At 57.4% G+C, this 15950-nt stretch carries 12 protein-coding genes; 5 read left to right on the top strand and 7 right to left on the bottom strand.

Going from position 1 to position 15950, the window contains the following annotated elements:
• Positions 1 to 8: 8 nt before the first annotated feature.
• Together DWU98_RS02825 and DWU98_RS02820 are read right to left on the bottom strand one after the other, a co-directional pair.
• Positions 9 to 1451 carry a hypothetical protein gene (locus DWU98_RS02825; protein WP_115493927.1) on the bottom strand — a complete coding sequence of 481 codons (1443 nt, stop codon included), beginning with the start codon at positions 1449 to 1451 and terminating at the stop codon, positions 9 to 11.
• 125 nt (positions 1452 to 1576) lie between these two features.
• The gene (locus DWU98_RS02820) at positions 1577 to 2068 is read right to left on the bottom strand and encodes an Lrp/AsnC family transcriptional regulator (RefSeq protein ID WP_115493926.1); all 492 of its coding nucleotides are present in this window, start codon (positions 2066 to 2068) and stop codon (positions 1577 to 1579) included.
• A 55-nt stretch (positions 2069 to 2123) separates the two neighbouring features.
• Here DWU98_RS02820 and DWU98_RS02815 point away from each other — a divergent pair, with 55 nt between their 5' ends.
• Entirely contained in the window at positions 2124 to 2624 is a 501-nt protein-coding gene (locus tag DWU98_RS02815; protein ID WP_115493925.1) for a nuclear transport factor 2 family protein, read from the top strand.
• A 445-nt stretch (positions 2625 to 3069) separates the two neighbouring features.
• A complete protein-coding gene (locus tag DWU98_RS02810; protein WP_115493924.1) occupies positions 3070 to 5163 on the top strand; it encodes a putative bifunctional diguanylate cyclase/phosphodiesterase in 2094 nt (697 codons plus the stop codon).
• A 69-nt stretch (positions 5164 to 5232) separates the two neighbouring features.
• On the opposite strand, the gene DWU98_RS02805 is transcribed toward DWU98_RS02810, so the two are convergent.
• Entirely contained in the window at positions 5233 to 6582 is a 1350-nt protein-coding gene (locus DWU98_RS02805) for a carbohydrate porin (RefSeq protein WP_147293184.1), read from the bottom strand.
• Between the two features lie 471 nt (positions 6583 to 7053).
• On the opposite strand from DWU98_RS02805, the gene DWU98_RS02800 reads away from it, so the two are divergent.
• Positions 7054 to 7533, top strand: a complete 480-nt coding sequence (locus DWU98_RS02800; protein ID WP_147293183.1) for a BP74-related protein — start codon at positions 7054 to 7056, stop codon at positions 7531 to 7533.
• A 71-nt stretch (positions 7534 to 7604) separates the two neighbouring features.
• On the opposite strand, the gene DWU98_RS02795 is transcribed toward DWU98_RS02800, so the two are convergent.
• The 4 genes from DWU98_RS02795 to DWU98_RS02780 all read right to left on the bottom strand — a co-directional run bounded on the left by DWU98_RS02795 (position 7605) and on the right by DWU98_RS02780 (position 13451).
• Complete coding sequence (locus DWU98_RS02795; RefSeq protein ID WP_115493921.1) at positions 7605 to 8393, bottom strand: DoxX family protein; 789 nt, start codon at positions 8391 to 8393, stop codon at positions 7605 to 7607.
• Between the two features lie 207 nt (positions 8394 to 8600).
• Positions 8601 to 9524: a M14 family metallopeptidase gene (locus DWU98_RS02790; protein WP_115493920.1), complete on the bottom strand. Its 924-nt coding sequence runs from the start codon at positions 9522 to 9524 to the stop codon at positions 8601 to 8603.
• A gap of 60 nt (positions 9525 to 9584) precedes the next feature.
• Complete coding sequence (locus tag DWU98_RS02785) at positions 9585 to 12278, bottom strand: dermonecrotic toxin domain-containing protein (RefSeq protein ID WP_115493919.1); 2694 nt, start codon at positions 12276 to 12278, stop codon at positions 9585 to 9587.
• A 600-nt stretch (positions 12279 to 12878) separates the two neighbouring features.
• Positions 12879 to 13451: a hypothetical protein gene (locus DWU98_RS02780; RefSeq protein ID WP_115493918.1), complete on the bottom strand. Its 573-nt coding sequence runs from the start codon at positions 13449 to 13451 to the stop codon at positions 12879 to 12881.
• Positions 13452 to 13806: 355 nt separating this feature from the next.
• Between DWU98_RS02780 and DWU98_RS02775 the strand changes: the two genes are divergently transcribed.
• On the top strand, positions 13807 to 14697 hold the full coding sequence (locus DWU98_RS02775) for a hypothetical protein (protein WP_147293182.1): 891 nt from the start codon (positions 13807 to 13809) through the stop codon (positions 14695 to 14697).
• Between the two features lie 349 nt (positions 14698 to 15046).
• Positions 15047 to 15949, top strand: coding sequence for a hypothetical protein (locus tag DWU98_RS02770; RefSeq protein ID WP_147293181.1), 903 nt, complete (start codon positions 15047 to 15049; stop codon positions 15947 to 15949).
• Position 15950: the final 1 nt, after the last annotated feature.

Below are 15950 nucleotides of genomic sequence, written 5' to 3'. Positions count from 1 at the left end.
CTGCCCCCTCAGGTGTTACCCAATCCATATTTTTTAGCGCGCAGCAATACGGATATCGGGTTGTTCTGCAGGCTTTCCACATTATTCTTCAGATCGCTCCTGGTTTTTATCAAGCCGTAGACGCTTTCCGTTCCCAGTAGCACGCCAGCCAGCAAACTGGCGACCGCTAACGCAGTCACTTGCGGAAATACCAGCGATGCCAATCCTAGGCCCGCGCCTGCGCTTAGTGACAAACCGTGATTCGTCGTCTTGCGATGAAGCATCTGCAAGGACGAGGCGATCTTCAGCTCATGCTCCTGCAAGGCGTTGGCCACCTGTTGCTCGACATCGGCAGCGATCGTTTCCAGGTCATCCACCGAAGCGTGGCGAAGTTTGTCTTCGCTCACGGTGAAAAGCTTCCTCACGTCGCCAAAAAGAGGATCTTCCCTCAACATCATGCAATCACCAAGGGTCAAGCCCGACAGCCAAGGCATGTGATGCTGGAAGCTGCGGGCTACGACCTTGTCTTGCGTCAGCTCATGCAGACGGCTTTCACGCGCAAGCATCCGCTCCTTGATATGAAGCGCCGGTTGCAATGCTTGCGTGACAACGTCATCCGCACGCAGCAGGCTGCTGATGTATTGCCTCACCTCGGACATGTAGAGCTGCGTGCCGAAGAGGCTGAAGAGTTTGCTCAAATCCCCGCGTTTGAGGCCGTGTTCGGAAAGCCTTCGAAGCAGAGAGCTATTGATCCCGTTGGCCCGGGCGCGCGGCAGCGTCGCGCGCCCGAGCAACGGCTCGATCACGGGATGCAATTGCCGCAGAGAACCGTTCTTGTTGACCTTGGATACGTCGACACGTTGCAGGTAATCAAGAATCTGGTTTGGCGGTATATCGGAATCATCCAGCCTGAGCAGCTTAGGAAAGGCGTACGCGGCCAGCGTGCCCGCGGATCGCATAAGGCGGCCAACTTCTTCCGAGTTATCTTGCAAACCGAGACGCTGAGGGAAAAACAAAACCATCGGATGCCCCGGCGCGTCGGTTAGACCAGGCCTTATTGCATCGACGATGGAAAGCCATTTCAACGCTTCCACATCGTAGCCCGCAGGGAAATCCTTCGCGTCGGGATCAAGCGTATAGCTTCCCGCAAACGTATCCGGGATCAGCGCCACATCGAAATAAAGGCCCATGCGCGGGAGCAGCGCTTCAACGCCTGAGTCAGCCCACAGGCAAATCTTCGCCGCGTTGCCGGCGGTAAGCAAAGACTCCAGCGGCTGACACGCACCCGCCCAGAAATCACGGCAATCCCTCAGAAAATCTCTAAGCCTGCTGGTTCGTTCAACGGCGGAAAGCTCCTGCAAGACCGTGTCCGGCGTCTGCCTGGCCAATAACGCCTTGCGTTGCGCCTGATAGTGGCCATCCAGCATCTTCAGGTAGGACTGCTGGATCTTGATCACGTTTTGCCAATCCATCGGTCATCCCTTTAGCGCGTCTCACATCCAGACGGCGAGAGCAGAAAGAGCGGTACGCGGCGAAGCTTAATCTTTTTTGATCGAAGACAATCGTAACGGGAAAGGGAGCCGTTCTTCCGCCTTTATCACCCCGTTTTTGCAGTGCTCCAAGGGCGCGGCAACGTATAGTGCTGCTGGCGACTGAACACGATGGATGTTTCCACGCGCAGCACGACATCATGCTGGTTGAAGTGCTCTGAAATGATCATTTTCAAATGCTGCATATCACGCACGACGACATCGACAATCAGGTCAGAGCGGCCGGACACAAGAAATACACCCCGAACTTCCGCAATGGCGGCCGTTGTACTGACAAAGCTGTCGACCGCTTCGACTTCCAGTTTGCCAAGCTGCACGAACAACACGGCCTCCAGAGAAAACCCCACGGCCTGAAGATTCACTTCCGCATGCGCGCCCAGCAAGACGCCACGTGCCCGGAGCGATTTGATCCGCTCATGACAGCTCGACGGCGCAAGACCGACCGCTGCCGCGATCTGCTTATTGGATAACCAGGCGTCTTTCGCCAAAAGGCCAAGGATGGCGAAATCTATTCGGTCAAACTCGGCTTCGGCGGTCATGTTTCCGAAATCTATTCGATTGACGACGTTATAATCCTAATATCATTCTATATACATGACAAATAAACGAATATTACGCATCGCACTGACCAGCTTATTGCTATCGGGGACCGTCAACGCCGCACCACAGCCCCTTTGCGATGCCGCCGGCAGCACCGCCCCCACGTCCGCTACGGTGAACGACACCGTTGCACAACGACTGATTTCGGAAGAACGGGCCAGTTGGGATCTCGCCATCAAGCGGGATGCCGCCGCTTACAAGGCCTTTCATGCGCAGGACTTCATTACCGTTACCGGAAGCGGTGTGGTGGGAAAAGGATTGAGCGAAGCCTCTGCGATGGACGCCCATGTGCGCTTCGATCAATGCACGCTTTCCATGTTCGACGTTCGCTTTGTGGCGCAGAATGCCGCGCTCGTCACCTACCACGTAAAGGCGATGGGGCTCGATCATGACAAGCCCTTCCAGTTGGAGAGTTTTGCTTCATCCCTATGGGTGAAGCGCAGCGGCGCCTGGTTGAATGTGTTTTATCAGGCGACCCCTGCGTCGAATCACTAGCGTCCTGCTTCAAGCGTTTCCTTCGACTACCCAGCGCTTCCTGTGCCTATCGCTTCCCAGTGATAGGCCCTTCGGTGTTGATCGCCTCTACATCGCAGCCCCGCGCACATAGTCCAGACGGCCGCACGAGTACATGCGGTTGCGTCCAACGGGATACATCCCAAACGCACTCCACCCTCCTTTTTAATCCCCTCTTCCTGGCGCTAAACAAGCCATGGCACAGTCGTTGCGTATCTATGTGACGGTGATTTTTAGGCTCACCACTTAAGCCTCCCGTTTAAAGGGCGCCAATTCAATCTGAACACGCGTCAGGTTGGGTTATGCCCATTTACGGCAGTTTTACTACCTGCCTGAGAGTTAACTGACCAAAACGGCCTCCCCGACGATGCATCTGAACATCGATAACACCAACTAAAACGCCAGGACCCGGTTCACGTGCTGCTCTATGCCTAGTACCTATAACCCCGCGCTTGTCGTGGTTTCGCTGATGGTGGCCGTGCTGGCCTCCTATACAGCGCTCGACCTGACAAGTCGCATCTCCATGCTGAAAGCATCCGCCGTCCGCCATGCGTGGCTGGCCGGCGGGGCTGCGGCCATGGGGGTTGGAATATGGTCGATGCATTTTGTCGCCATGCTGGCGTTTTCACTACCGATTCCTCTCGGGTACGACCCGGCTATTACAGGCTATTCGCTACTTATCGCAATGTTCGTTTCGTGGTTTGCGCTTCATGTCGCAGCCAGAGAACACCTCAAGTTGCGTGGCATTGCGGTTGGTGGCGTCTTGATGGGTTTGGGCATTGCCGGCATGCATTACACAGGCATGGCCGCACTGCGCATGGAGCCGGGCATCGATTACAACCCGACACTTCTCGTCGCATCGATCACCATTGCCATCGTGGCATCCACGGCTGCGCTATGGATCGCGCGCACACTGAGCGATGTCCGCCAGCAGCACGTCATCATCAAGCGTGCGGGCGCCGCCCTGGTGATGGGCCTGGCCATCACCGGCATGCATTACACAGGCATGGCGGCCGCTGGCTTCATGCCGGGATCGATATGCGGCGCGGCCAACGATGTCGATGCACGATGGCTGGCGACGACCATTACGTTATTCACCTTTGCGATTCTGACCGTGACACTCATGCTGTCGCGTTTTGACGTAAGAACGGCCTTGCTTGCAGGCTCGGTCAACCATCTCAACGACCAGATCGTGCGCATGGTCAACCATGATGCGTTAACCGATCTGCCGAACCGCCGCGCGCTCGTCGAGCGCATCGAAACGGTCGTGCATAACGCGAAGCGTTCACAGGAAACCTTCGCGGTTCTATTCATGGACATCGATGGTTTCAAGACCATCAACGACTCATTGGGCCACTCAGCCGGCGATGAAGTGCTGAAGGCCTTCGCGCGACGGCTGCTGCATTGTGTGCGCGACGGTGACACGGTCGCGCGGCTGGGCGGTGACGAGTTCGTCGTATTGATGGAAGACCTCACGTCACCGGATGATGCTCAGGATATTGCGCAAAGCGTTCTCGACCGCATGGAGCGGGAACATTGGCGCGATGGTCAGCCGTTTCAGGCAGTGCCGAGCATAGGTATTGCGCTGTACCCACGCGACGGTGAAACCGCCGATACATTGTTGAAGAACGCAGACGCGGCGATGTATGAGGCCAAGCGCGCAGGCCGAGCGACGTGGCGGTTTTTCGAAGCAAGCATGAACGAAGCGGCCATGCGTACGTTGCACATCCAGAACGCGCTGCGCGCGGCGCTGGATCAAGGGCACTTTTCGCTACGCTTCCAACCCAAATACTGTGGCACCACCAATGAACTGGTGGGCGCCGAAGCGCTGCTGCGCCTGAACCATCCAGAGCTTGGCATGCTGACGCCCACGGAATTCATCCCCACTGCCGAGCGCTCGGGCCAGATCGTTCAAATTGGTCAGTGGGTCGTGCGCCAGACATGCCGGCAGATTCGGCATTGGCAGGCCATGGGGCTCCCGGCGATGCGCGTGGCCGTCAACCTTTCCCCGCGACAAATAGCCCAACCCGATCTCATCGACACCATGATCGACATCGTGCGCGCAGAGCGCGTCGATTGCGAACAGATCATCTTCGAGATCACCGAAGCCGTGGCGATGCATGACGCACCCAAGACGGTCGAAATGATCCAGGCGTTTCAACACGCCGGCTTCGAGATCGCCATCGATGACTTCGGCACCGGCTATTCCAGCCTGGCCTACCTTGAGCGCTTTCGCGTGAAGCAGTTGAAGATCGACCGCTTTTTCACCCATGGGCTGGATGGCGAGGATCGGGGAAGCCGCGCGATCGTTTCGGCCATCATCGCACTTGCCCATTCGCTCAATATGGAAGTTGTCGCTGAAGGCGTTGAAACCGCGTCGCAGCTTTCCGAACTCCAATTCATGGCGTGCGATCAGATGCAGGGTTACTTGCTCGGCAAACCGCTCACGGCCGATGCCTTCAGCGCACTGCTGGCGGAGCGGATGTCGGCAGGAGACGCCTGCCCTCAGGCAAGCTCATAAATATCTGCCCGCTGACCACAAGGTGCTAAAGCTGCCTGTGTGGCGGCACAGATCCCCGCAAGGCGCCCATCAGTAAGACAAAGACAATGAACTCATCCACGTCAAAGCCGGCGCCTGTTTCGGGCTTGGTATAGGGTTAACGGTGTAGCTGAGCTGATTGGAGAGATAAACGCCGCGCCCCAATCGGTAGACATAAGACAGCGCGTAGTTACGGCTGAAATCGACAGCGGTGTAGCCGCTTGCCTCTCGCATATGTTCGAAGGACCTGCTCAACTGATTGTATGTGTAGCCCAGCGCGAGCACATCGTACGGACGATCGAAAGGGCCTAACACGTAGAACGTTGCACCAATGTCGCCGGCAAAAACGTTTCGATCGGGCGGCGCATAGTCGGCCTTGGCGTTGATGTAAAACCCGCGGTACGGCTGTGTTGAATCGGTTTGAAACAACTGATAGTCACCGACCATGTAATAGGCATAGTTGCCATCCGCGTAGCCGCCGTTGAAACCAGTGAAGCGGCTTGCGTTGTAAATCACGCCCTGGCGCAGCCACATCATGTGCTGCTGAGGCTGCGCATCGAGCTGATAGCCAAGCTCATTGATATAGAGCGGCCCGGCGCCGGGAATATGCCATTTCAATCCCCAGAAATTATTGGCGTCCCAATCCGCTTGCGGCCCCTGCGGGTCCACGCTGCGAGTGACGCCGAAGCGGTCGTAAAAATGCGTGTCGTGCGAGGCCAGGCGCAGATTGATCTCTGGCGCGGACTTATTAAAGATGAACCCCACTTCGTAGGGAATGGAGCTACCCACACCCGCCGGCGATGTGGTCGAATTGGTGCCTAGCGAGAAGCCGTAGAACTGATTGCCCAGTTCGTCGAAACCGTATTGCACCTGCTCGCGCCCATCGTTGAAGCGCTGACTGATGTAAAGGCTGTTAATGGCGAAACCAGTGGGATTTTCCCCGGCGTACGAGAACGCCTGCACATTCGCGTTGAATACCAATTGCGATGCGCCGGCAAAACCGATTCGCGACAAATCATACGTGATGTAGACGTACGTGTTAGCGCGATAAGTAGGGTCCTGCCCGATATAGAGTTGAGGATGCGCGGCATGATTCAAAAGATCGAACGTGCCACCCAGGAACGTACCCCCTTCGATCCACCACCCATTGTCGGTCAAGCTTGCGCGAAACTTGCCAAGATCAGGCGACAGGGTTTCACAGGTGCTGATGGGTACGCTGGTTGTGCCCTGGGGCTGCAATCCATCATACCGATGACAGGCGGGCACATCGGCCGTGAGGTTTGCGTCGAGGGCATCCGTGGGAAGCATGAGCGTGGCATGCGCATTGTCGCAGATGGCCAATGAAGCCAACAGACAACTTGCAGCAAACGCGAGCGTGGCGCGGCACGTATTTTGAGGCATAAGAATCACCGGCACCTGCGTCATTGAACGGGTGCGAAAAGCACATGGCGTTGTGTGGGGAAAGCTGAGCCTCGCTTGCGACAGTAGCTATGCTCGCGCTGTATATACAGTGCCAGATGTCATACCTGGTTTAGTAAACAACCGCTGCCTTAGTTGCTGGCAGGAGGCGTTATCGTGGTTTATTCAAAAATGGCGGTGGTGCGCCAATCGGCTCCGAGTCGATAAAGCACTACCCTCTCAAGCCGTAAATCAGACGAATTCCAGCGATATATTCGGACGCGTCCTGTTGCTAAACGCTGATAACGTTATTTTCCAAAATGATGAGAACGTTAAAGCGTGCACACGGTATCGACTGCCAGATTTTTGAAACGCAAGCAAAGCAGGCAGCCATAAGACTCGCTGCGTCATAGGCAGCCGCTCGTGCACTGGCAAAAAAGTCCTGCACCTATACACAGACTCAGGATACGACACATGAAAATCCATTCAATCATTGGCTCAATTGCTGTCATGGCGCTTTACTCAGCGTCTTTTTCGGCAGCGGCACAAACTCGCTACTTTTCCTTCGTAACACCTGATGTGGGGCGCACGTCGCTGTCCCGTCATCCTGCCGAAGTCGGGCAAGTACTCAATGAGTTTGTGATTGCGGTCGACGACCCCGCCACGGTAAGGCATATTCTTGGCATTCTGGACGGCAGCTACATTGGCCGAGCCGTTCACATCAAGGGTCGCGTTGTCAAAGACCGCGCCGATTACAACAAAAACTGGTCTTACCACCTTGATCCGGCTTCCATCACACTCTTCGATTCGGAAGCCGAAGAATGTGATGCAACCGCATCCATGGTCGAACTGAATTTGGATCAGGTTGGCGGAAGTTTCTTACCCGCTGGCGTCTGGTGCCCCTGGAGCTCGAAATTAATGCGCGAACTTCCGATCGCACCCGATCAGGCTTGACGGTTCACGGGATGACTCGTTGCACGTCATTGCGGCAAAGGCCGGAATGACGTGCAAATCGCGGAAAAATCTTAGGCCCTGCTTGCTTTTTTTCCGAACGCAAACCAAGGTACGTTGCGGTAAGAATCTGCCACCACCCACGCGCTTGCCGTCAAGACCCAGGACACGACGCTTTCGCTCCGCTGATAAGCGGTGGCACCCACGATCAAAATGGGCACCCATACAAGTAGCGTGAACACCGCCATCTGCAATGTGCTGAGTGCAGCGGCCATGCGTGCATAAGCACCCACGAGCATCGCGATACCCGCAGCGATGTAGGCACAGCCTGTGAAACCTGCCCACGCTGCGTGCCACGGCAGCCACGCAGGCACGGCGTCGATGGTTCCTTTGAAATAGCGGAAATGCCCTATGCCGAAGTAAATCATCGCCAAGGCGTACAACACCCTGGCGATGCGAATGCCGCTGTCACCGGTAGCGAAGCGGAGAAAATGCGGCATGTTCCAGCCATTAGAAAACCACGCGAATAGCACCCACGCCGCCGCTACGTACACCGCGCACTCGGCGCTGCCATACCAAGGGTCCTGTGAGGCAGCAGAAAAAAAGTCCGGCGCCCTGTAGACCAGCAACCAGGCCAGAAAATACAGTAGCAAAACAAGCGCGGCTTCTACCCGCTGCCAAAGCAGGCCTATACCGCAACCTAATGTGATCAGTGCACACAGATAGGGCAGAAACGCACCGCTTGGAACGCTGAGGTCCAGCGGCTGCCAAAGTGAAGCGTAGTGTCCTGTGATCAAACACAGGACACCCAGAGCGATCATGGTTGCCGAGAAAACGGCATGACCCACGCTTGCGATGCGCATCGACCCGCCCTCCGATGATTTTGGTCAGTTTAGGGGTTTCAGTAAGGGACCGTCGGTAGCCAAATAATGGGGTTTGGGGAGGGCCAATTTGCGCGTGAACAATGCAGGGTGGTCTGAGGTTTTTCGGCTTTGCTTGTCATGCACTATTGCACGTATAGGCAAGAGCGCGGAAAAGCCCAAGCGGCAACCTTTTTAGCCACCTTCCCCTCAACCATGCCCCAACGCGTAATCCAACGCAGCACGCACTGCCGCGACCTGCGCCAGGATGCACTGCTCTGGCGTCGCACGCGGGCTATCGGGATAAACCTCCGTGGTGGTGGTGTAGCGGGCGCCGGTGATGCTGGCGCACAAACCCAGTTCCTTCAACGCATACTCGATCACGCCCGGCGCCACCAGCGGCGAGCCGATGATCTGGCCCTGTGCATCCGCCGGCGCGATATGCGTAACCTGCGACACCGCCGCCAGCACGGCCTGCTGAAACGCCGGCTGCGGATTCTGGGTATCGTCGACCAGATAGAAGCCATCGGGCACTTCACCCGGCTCGAACACTTTGCCATCGCGCGCAGCGAGCGCAGGGCGGAATTCGGATTCATCGCTATCGGTGGTTTCGTGCAGGTCGATATGCATCACGAAGCGGCCGCGTAACGGCGCAACCAGCCGCATCAACGCGGCCGACTCCCCCGATGGGCTGTTCTCGTAGAACGAACGGTTCGGATCGATGGCATCGGGATTCCAGCGCTGGATGCATTCGTAGGCCCACGGACTGACACATGGGGCGACAAGTAGGTTTGCCTGTCCGGCATAGTCGGCCAGATGCTGCTCGGCAAAACGAAGCGCGCCATGCACGCCACTGGTTTCGTAACCGTGCACGCCACCGGTGACCAGCATGACGGGAAGCTCACTCGCCCACTCCCGCGTACGCACGCAAAGCAGCGGAAAGCAGCCCTGGTCATAATCAAGCCGGCCATACTCCGACACGTCGAAGCGGGCGCGCAACCGATCAACCGCTTTGATCACATCCACGTCATAGCTGCGTTGACGAACCCGCTGCGAGAGCCACAGGTCTTTTTCTGCTTTACCCCAAGCGTTGCCCGCCTTACCAATGGGATAAGTCGCATGGATGTTGTTCATATATTCCGTCCTCTCAATGCGTCACAAAAAAGCCAAGTGTTTTAGATGGCGACAGGCACGCTATCGGTCTCTCTTTATGGTCAATCGCGACGATGGCGCCGCGGCGGCCCGATATGTCTGGAAATAAATAGTGCCGCTGCGTCCACCTTCGTCCGCCAAATATGCCGCATAGATAATGGGAATGTTAGCGTCTGCAGGAAGCATCCTCGCCCCATTCACATATAAATTGTTCCGTTGGCGTATGGCGTGCCTGGGCAGGACGTAGAAAGATCCCTCTCCCGACTTTGTCACCTTCAGATAGGTGATAGGCCCGCTTCTGCGGGGTCTCACCAATTCTTCTTCAACGACATAACCGGAATCCCTTAAAGCTTTTTCAGCGGCGTCGACCTTCGTGACGTTCCGCCTCGCCAAATTGGTAAGGCGATAGTGCATGGCAGCAGGGCCATCGATCTTCATCATCTTCAGTCGCGATAGCGACATCGGATCGCGCGCGCTTATCCTGAGGAGCGATATCTGGTCTGGGGCAATACTACGGTCCGCGCCCGCACCCGTGATGGAAGTGCCTCTCGTACCGGCGGTGGACGGCCCCGCTCCCGATGCGGATGATCCTCCTTGTGAAGATACGGCGGCCGAAGTACTTGGCTGTGATGGTGGGTCATCGGGCGCGCGCGCAGACGAACGGATGAACGCTTCCAGGTCCTGCACGGTGGTAGGCACGCCAGCAAGGCGGGTGAGTTCTTCGTCCATCGTGTCCGGCACTGCCGACGTAGCTGGCCGGGGCGGCGAGTAACGGGGAGACGAGGGCGGCGTCTGCGCCTCCGAGCTGATGAACGCTTCAAGGTCCTTCACGGTGGTGGGCACGCCGGTGAGGCGAGTGAGTTCTTCGTCCATCGTGCCCAACGCTGCCGACGTACCTGGCCGGGACGCTGAGTAACGGAAAGCCGAGGACGGCGTGTGCGCGGACGAGGCGATGAAATTCTCCAGGTCCTGCGATGTCGTAGGCACGCCGGTAAGGCGGGTCAGCTCCTCGTCGATGGTGGCGCGCGGATTGTGCTCAGGCGCGTGGTCAGCCGGATTCATGCCCCCTTTCGTTCCCACACGCTGCGCATCGGCATCGATATGCTTGCCCGTTCGCGTCAGATGGCCATCCGGGTCCCACGTGTACAGCTCGCGCGGGCGATTCGGATCGACCGTGCGATAGACATAGTAGGTCGCCGGATCATCAGGCAGCGTGATGCCCTCCATGCCATCGGGTGCCTGCGGGTGGTTAGCGGTGTCGTTCGGCAAGGACCTCTGCGAACGTGGCGCGGATGTCTCCGTACCTCCGTGTAGCTCGATGACCTTCAGCCCACCCATCAGGCCCAGTTGCATCATCCCATCGACGATCGAATCGGTACCTTCGGGCTTATGTCGGTCCTTCTGATCCATGCCGACGGCGATACTGGCCGCCCCTGTGCCCAGATTGGCTGCAGTGGCTATTTTTGCGAGTAGCCCCGCCCCCGTTCCCGCCAATGACAACGGCGTCAGCGCGGCCCCCAGCACGACACCGCCGATGCTCATCCACTTGAGCACATCCCGTTCCGTAACATCGCGGTCGGATGTCACCAGCGTTTGTGCATCAGCGTACGTGCGAGCCTTGACGTCTTCCGTCAACTGCTTGAAGGGGTCGCCGTGTTGAGGCGTCAGTCCAATATAGCGTTCGGGATCCCACTGCCCCTTGTGCAACAACAGGCTGGGCGGCGCGTAGGTATCAGGATAAACCGCGATACCGTTCAAGATGCCATGGACACCCGCCTTGCCAAAAACATTGTTGGAGCCATCGCGCTGATCGTAAACCTTGAAATGCCCCATCAAGGCTTCGCGCTTAACTGGGTCCTTCATCGCCTTGGCCAAACTGTTGCGCAAGTCGCTGAGCGAGTCGAAGCCCTGCAAAGGCGTTTTATCGCCCGGCGCATACAACAGGACGCGGCCGGTGCGCGTGTCCTGTGCGTACATCACATCGCTGGCGACATAATCACCCATATTAAGTCGGCCACTGTCGATACCTGCATTGCGCGGTTGCTGCAGCATGCATGCGGCCAAGGCACGATCTTCGGGTTTGAGATCGCCCGGCTCGTATGACGACGATGCGACCTTAGGAATGGCGGTATCGGCAGCAGCAAAGAAGGACACACGCGCTTGCTGCGCATAATTCCCTTCGTTCTCATTCCAGAACGTATCCAATTGGGACGTCACGACCTGGCTCGGGTCCTTGTCCCACACCATGGCACGAAAATCTTTCGGGTTGAGCGCGAGCTGGTTGGCGGCGCCGTAGTGCGCGCCGTCGCCTTCCTTGTAGATACCCTCGTAGGTGTAGGTGTAGTCGGCTTTTTCGTCGTGACCATGCGCCCAGTAGCGATAGGCCAGATCGGCCAATCCACCGGGAAGCTTGATCGGCAGCGTCGGTGTGACCTGGATGTTGGGACCACCGGGTCGGTAAGGCACCAGCGTATGGCCGGCAGCGCCGGTGTCAGCCTCTTGCGTGTTATGCAGGGCTGCATCGGTTAGCGACTCCCTGCGCACGACCTGACCTTGATACGGGCCTGGGCCCGGCTTGCCATCGGTGTTGTAGTTGAGGCTGACCAGGTAGGTATGGCTCGGATCGATGTCCTGACCGAGCCTGTCTTTGAGCGACTGATGCAACCAGTGCGAGAGTGTGGCGTGTGGCGTAGGAGGCGTAGGTGCATGACCCAGTACCTGCAGACGCTGCTGCACAGGGTCAGATACGGAAGGATGTGGGGGATCGGATGCATCCGCACACGTGTCATGCATCGTGGAGGACGCTGCCGGATTGCCAGGTTTTGGCGGCAAATCGCTTTTGTACACATGGGAGCGTTGCGAGTCGGTGCCGCGGGGTGTTGGGTTTGGGCTTACCAAAGGAACGATGCCTTTGGCGTTGTCCTTTGGCGCCGAGTGGGGAACAGCCGGATCAGTGGAAGGTTCGGCGCGGTTCGTATCGCGGGGAGGCTGCGTTTGAATACTCGTCATAGAGTGGCGTGGATAACTTCAACAGACGCGTAGTATGCGTGGGCGTCTCTTCGCAGCCGTGGTAATTAAATAGTGATGGCCTGGTTTGCCGAGGCCGCCATTGCGGTGGCTTTTAGATGGCTATATCGAATTCAAGTGCATCCGTCGACGAACGGATGGGCGCTGCGCTGGATTAAGTAAGAAGCGAAAAAAAGTATATGTGCTTCGCGCAGCGTATTTATACTGGACCCCGGCCTACGCCGGGTGACGTTGAGGTAGGAATGGACTTCATCGGTGACGACGGCGATCAATTTCGGCCGTTACCGTGATAAGACAACAACCTGTCAGTTAATTGCCCTTGTAGAGCAGAAAATTACCCTGGTGCTGTCTTTTTGGCTCCGTGACGATCGCGTTGGCCAGTTGCTTTGCCATGTCTTCCAACATGTCATCGGGCGAGGTGAAATGCGTTCTGGAATCTTCTTGATAGGTATAGGCCAATAACTCCAGCCCGTTGGATGTATTGAATACACGCACGGAGAGTCCTGCGCGATCCGAATGCAAGGCCACGTGCCCGGTGCGGTAATAATCCTGCACCTCGCCATTGATTACGTAGCGGTAGCCTTTTGCCTGGGCATAGGCGATCGCCGCATCGTCGGTGAGCGGCGCCTTGGGTCCAACGGGCCTTGGCAAGGAGACAGCGTGCAGGCCCGGCTTTTGCGAAAGTACGCGGACAACGGTGGCGCTGGCCTTCACCCCGGAACCGTCACAATCGGTCTGCTGGGCGATCGTGCAGTCCTCCAGCATCACCACGGCCACTGTGCTTCCATGTGGAAGGCGATGCTTCACCGTCATGTCGGGGTCGGAGGCACATCCTGCCAACAGCATCATCGTTGCCAACAGGGCGCATGTACGCATGGTCATGAGTGACTTTCTCCAACCTTAAAAATGTCATCGAAGCCGAAAGGATACCAAGCCGCCCTTTTGCAACGAAGCCTCGATAACGCCGCAAAACCGGATTATGACAATTTGGCTGACGCCTACCCTTCGGTAAGTTTCCCTGGCAAGCAAACCCGCTTTTTCAGCCGGGGCCACATCACTTGCGCGCTGGAAATATCCCGTGGTTTGCGCAAAACTCTACGAGCACAGGGGACAATTCGTTGCACGCCATTCTAGCTCCCATCGGGGGCGCATTCGCGCATGCCAGCGCTCCCCTATGTACGAAACCCTTGCGTCCAGGGCGCAAGAAAATATGGACATACACATAGCAGGGGACCCCATGAAGCGTTTTCTATTGATGGCACCGCTGAGTTTGGCTTTGACAGGCTGTGCAACAGTCACGGTCAACTATGCACCCAGCTCCACCATGACCCTTTCCGGCAGCGAGCAATTGGGCGCGTTCAAATATGCGCCTGGCGACACCGGCAAGGTAAAGGAAAACCAGATCCGTAACACGGCGATCGGAAATATCATGATCGACCGCAACGTGGGCGAATACTTCAAACAGGCGCTGTTTGACGAGTCGCGTTTCGTCGGCATAAAAATGGGCCAGGGCCCGGTCGTGCACGGCACCATCAACGACTTCCTCATTGACGATCTGGGCTACAGCGTGGATTGGACGCTCGATGTCACCTACGTGGTCGATTCAGTTGGCGGCGGCGCACCTTGTTACAACCAGCAAAAGGTTTTAAAGAAGCACACCGCCAAATTCGCCAATGCCTTCGGCACACTCAACGAGGTGGTGAAGGACAACATCGAAGAAGCCTTCAAAGACCCTGCGTTCGTAAGCTGCATTCAAACCACGCACGTGGCGGCAGCGACAGCACCCCCCGCCCCTGCCCCGGTCGCCGCGACGACCACCACCGCAACGCCGCCACCGCCGCAGCCTGAAAGCGAAGCCAAGCCAACCGCGGTAGCGTCATCGCCCGCGCCCGCCGCAGATCCTGCGCCGGTGCAGCAGGCGACCCCGGTAGCCACAGCCTCCACGCCCACCGTCGATGCAGATTTAGCGCTTGCCCAGACCGCTGCAAATCAGGTTGGCTGTGGTGCGGTTAAAGCCAATGGAAACTCGACCTACACCGCAGCGTGTGGCGACTACAGCGTATTGATCAGCTGCGATGGCGGTCAATGCCGACCGGAGCACACCATCAAGGGCAATAGCAACGATTAATCAGTCTGCACGGGCCTTGATTCCGGTCACCGTGCCTGTGCTTGATGCGATCGTCCTGGACGCTTCGGCGTTGTGAATAAGGCCGTGCGGCGTGCGCATCGCACGGCTTTTTCGTTTATATAAGGTGGCGTCCAAATACGATGCGGCTGCCCTCCGTTAGGGTAATCGCCATTCTTTAATACCGAGGCGTTCGCGTTGCCCACGCTCGCGGAGCGCCCCTTCGTTTTGAACCGACTAGCATGCACGCCCATCGCCCTTTTTGGCGGTCACCGCCGGGACTGCAGCCCAAAGAGCTTGCTATGCTCAACCCGCACGGCGCGGGGGCGCCGCACATCAGGGAAGTGACACTATGGCTATACGTTCCGTGGGGGCTTCGGCCGGCTTTGGCTGGCTGAGTCGTGGCATCAGCATGGGTTTTCGCCATCCCAAGCCACTGTTTGGTGGCGCAGTGATTGTGGCGCTGGCGGCGCTTATTCCCGTGCTCATCATGATGCCGATGCAATACCATCTGCTGCGTTCCGGTACACCACCGCCATCAACCGCGTTCGGTTGGATCATGGCGATACCGCTGTTGATCGGCCTGCTTCTCTTGCCGCTCTACGCAGGTTATCTGCAATTGGCCGATGCGGCAGAGCGTGGGCTCACCGCCCGCGCAGGCGATGTCATCAAACCCTACCGCGAGGGCAAGACACTGCGCCTGATCGGTTACGGCGTTGCGATGATGGTGATTTACGTCGCGATGCTCGCCATCGTCATCGCATTGGCAGGGGGCAGCACCATCGCCCATTGGTACATGCAAGTGCTCACCGCGCAGGCCAACCATCAACTGCCGCCCACCGCCCTGCCCGACGGTTTCGGGCTGACCATGCTGCTCCTCTCATTGGTCGCCATTTTCATGATGGGCTTCTATTCCATCGGTCTGGGCCAGGTGACACTGAGCAACCGCAGCGTATTTGGCGCCATCGGCGACGGTATCATCGGCACGCTGAAGAACGTACTGCCGCTGCTGATGCTTGTACTGGGCCTTATCCTTACCTGGATCGCCGTCGGCCTCTGCCTTGGGCTTGTGTTACTTGTGCTCGCCCTGATTGGCAAACTCATCGGCGTGCTGGTGTTCGTGCTGATCGTACCGCTCTATATCGCCTTGTTTCTCGTGGTGTATTCGGCGATGTTTGGCGTGATGTATCACTTGTGGCGTGATGTGTGCAGCGATGACAGCGAGACAGGAATGGCTGAAGCAATGGCCGCCTGAG

This window comes from Dyella monticola, from assembly GCF_003363155.1.
Classification (GTDB): Bacteria; Pseudomonadota; Gammaproteobacteria; order Xanthomonadales; family Rhodanobacteraceae; genus Dyella_B; species Dyella_B monticola.
The sequence above is the reverse complement of the archived record's forward strand: the minus strand, read 5'-3'. Positions and strand labels throughout refer to the sequence as shown.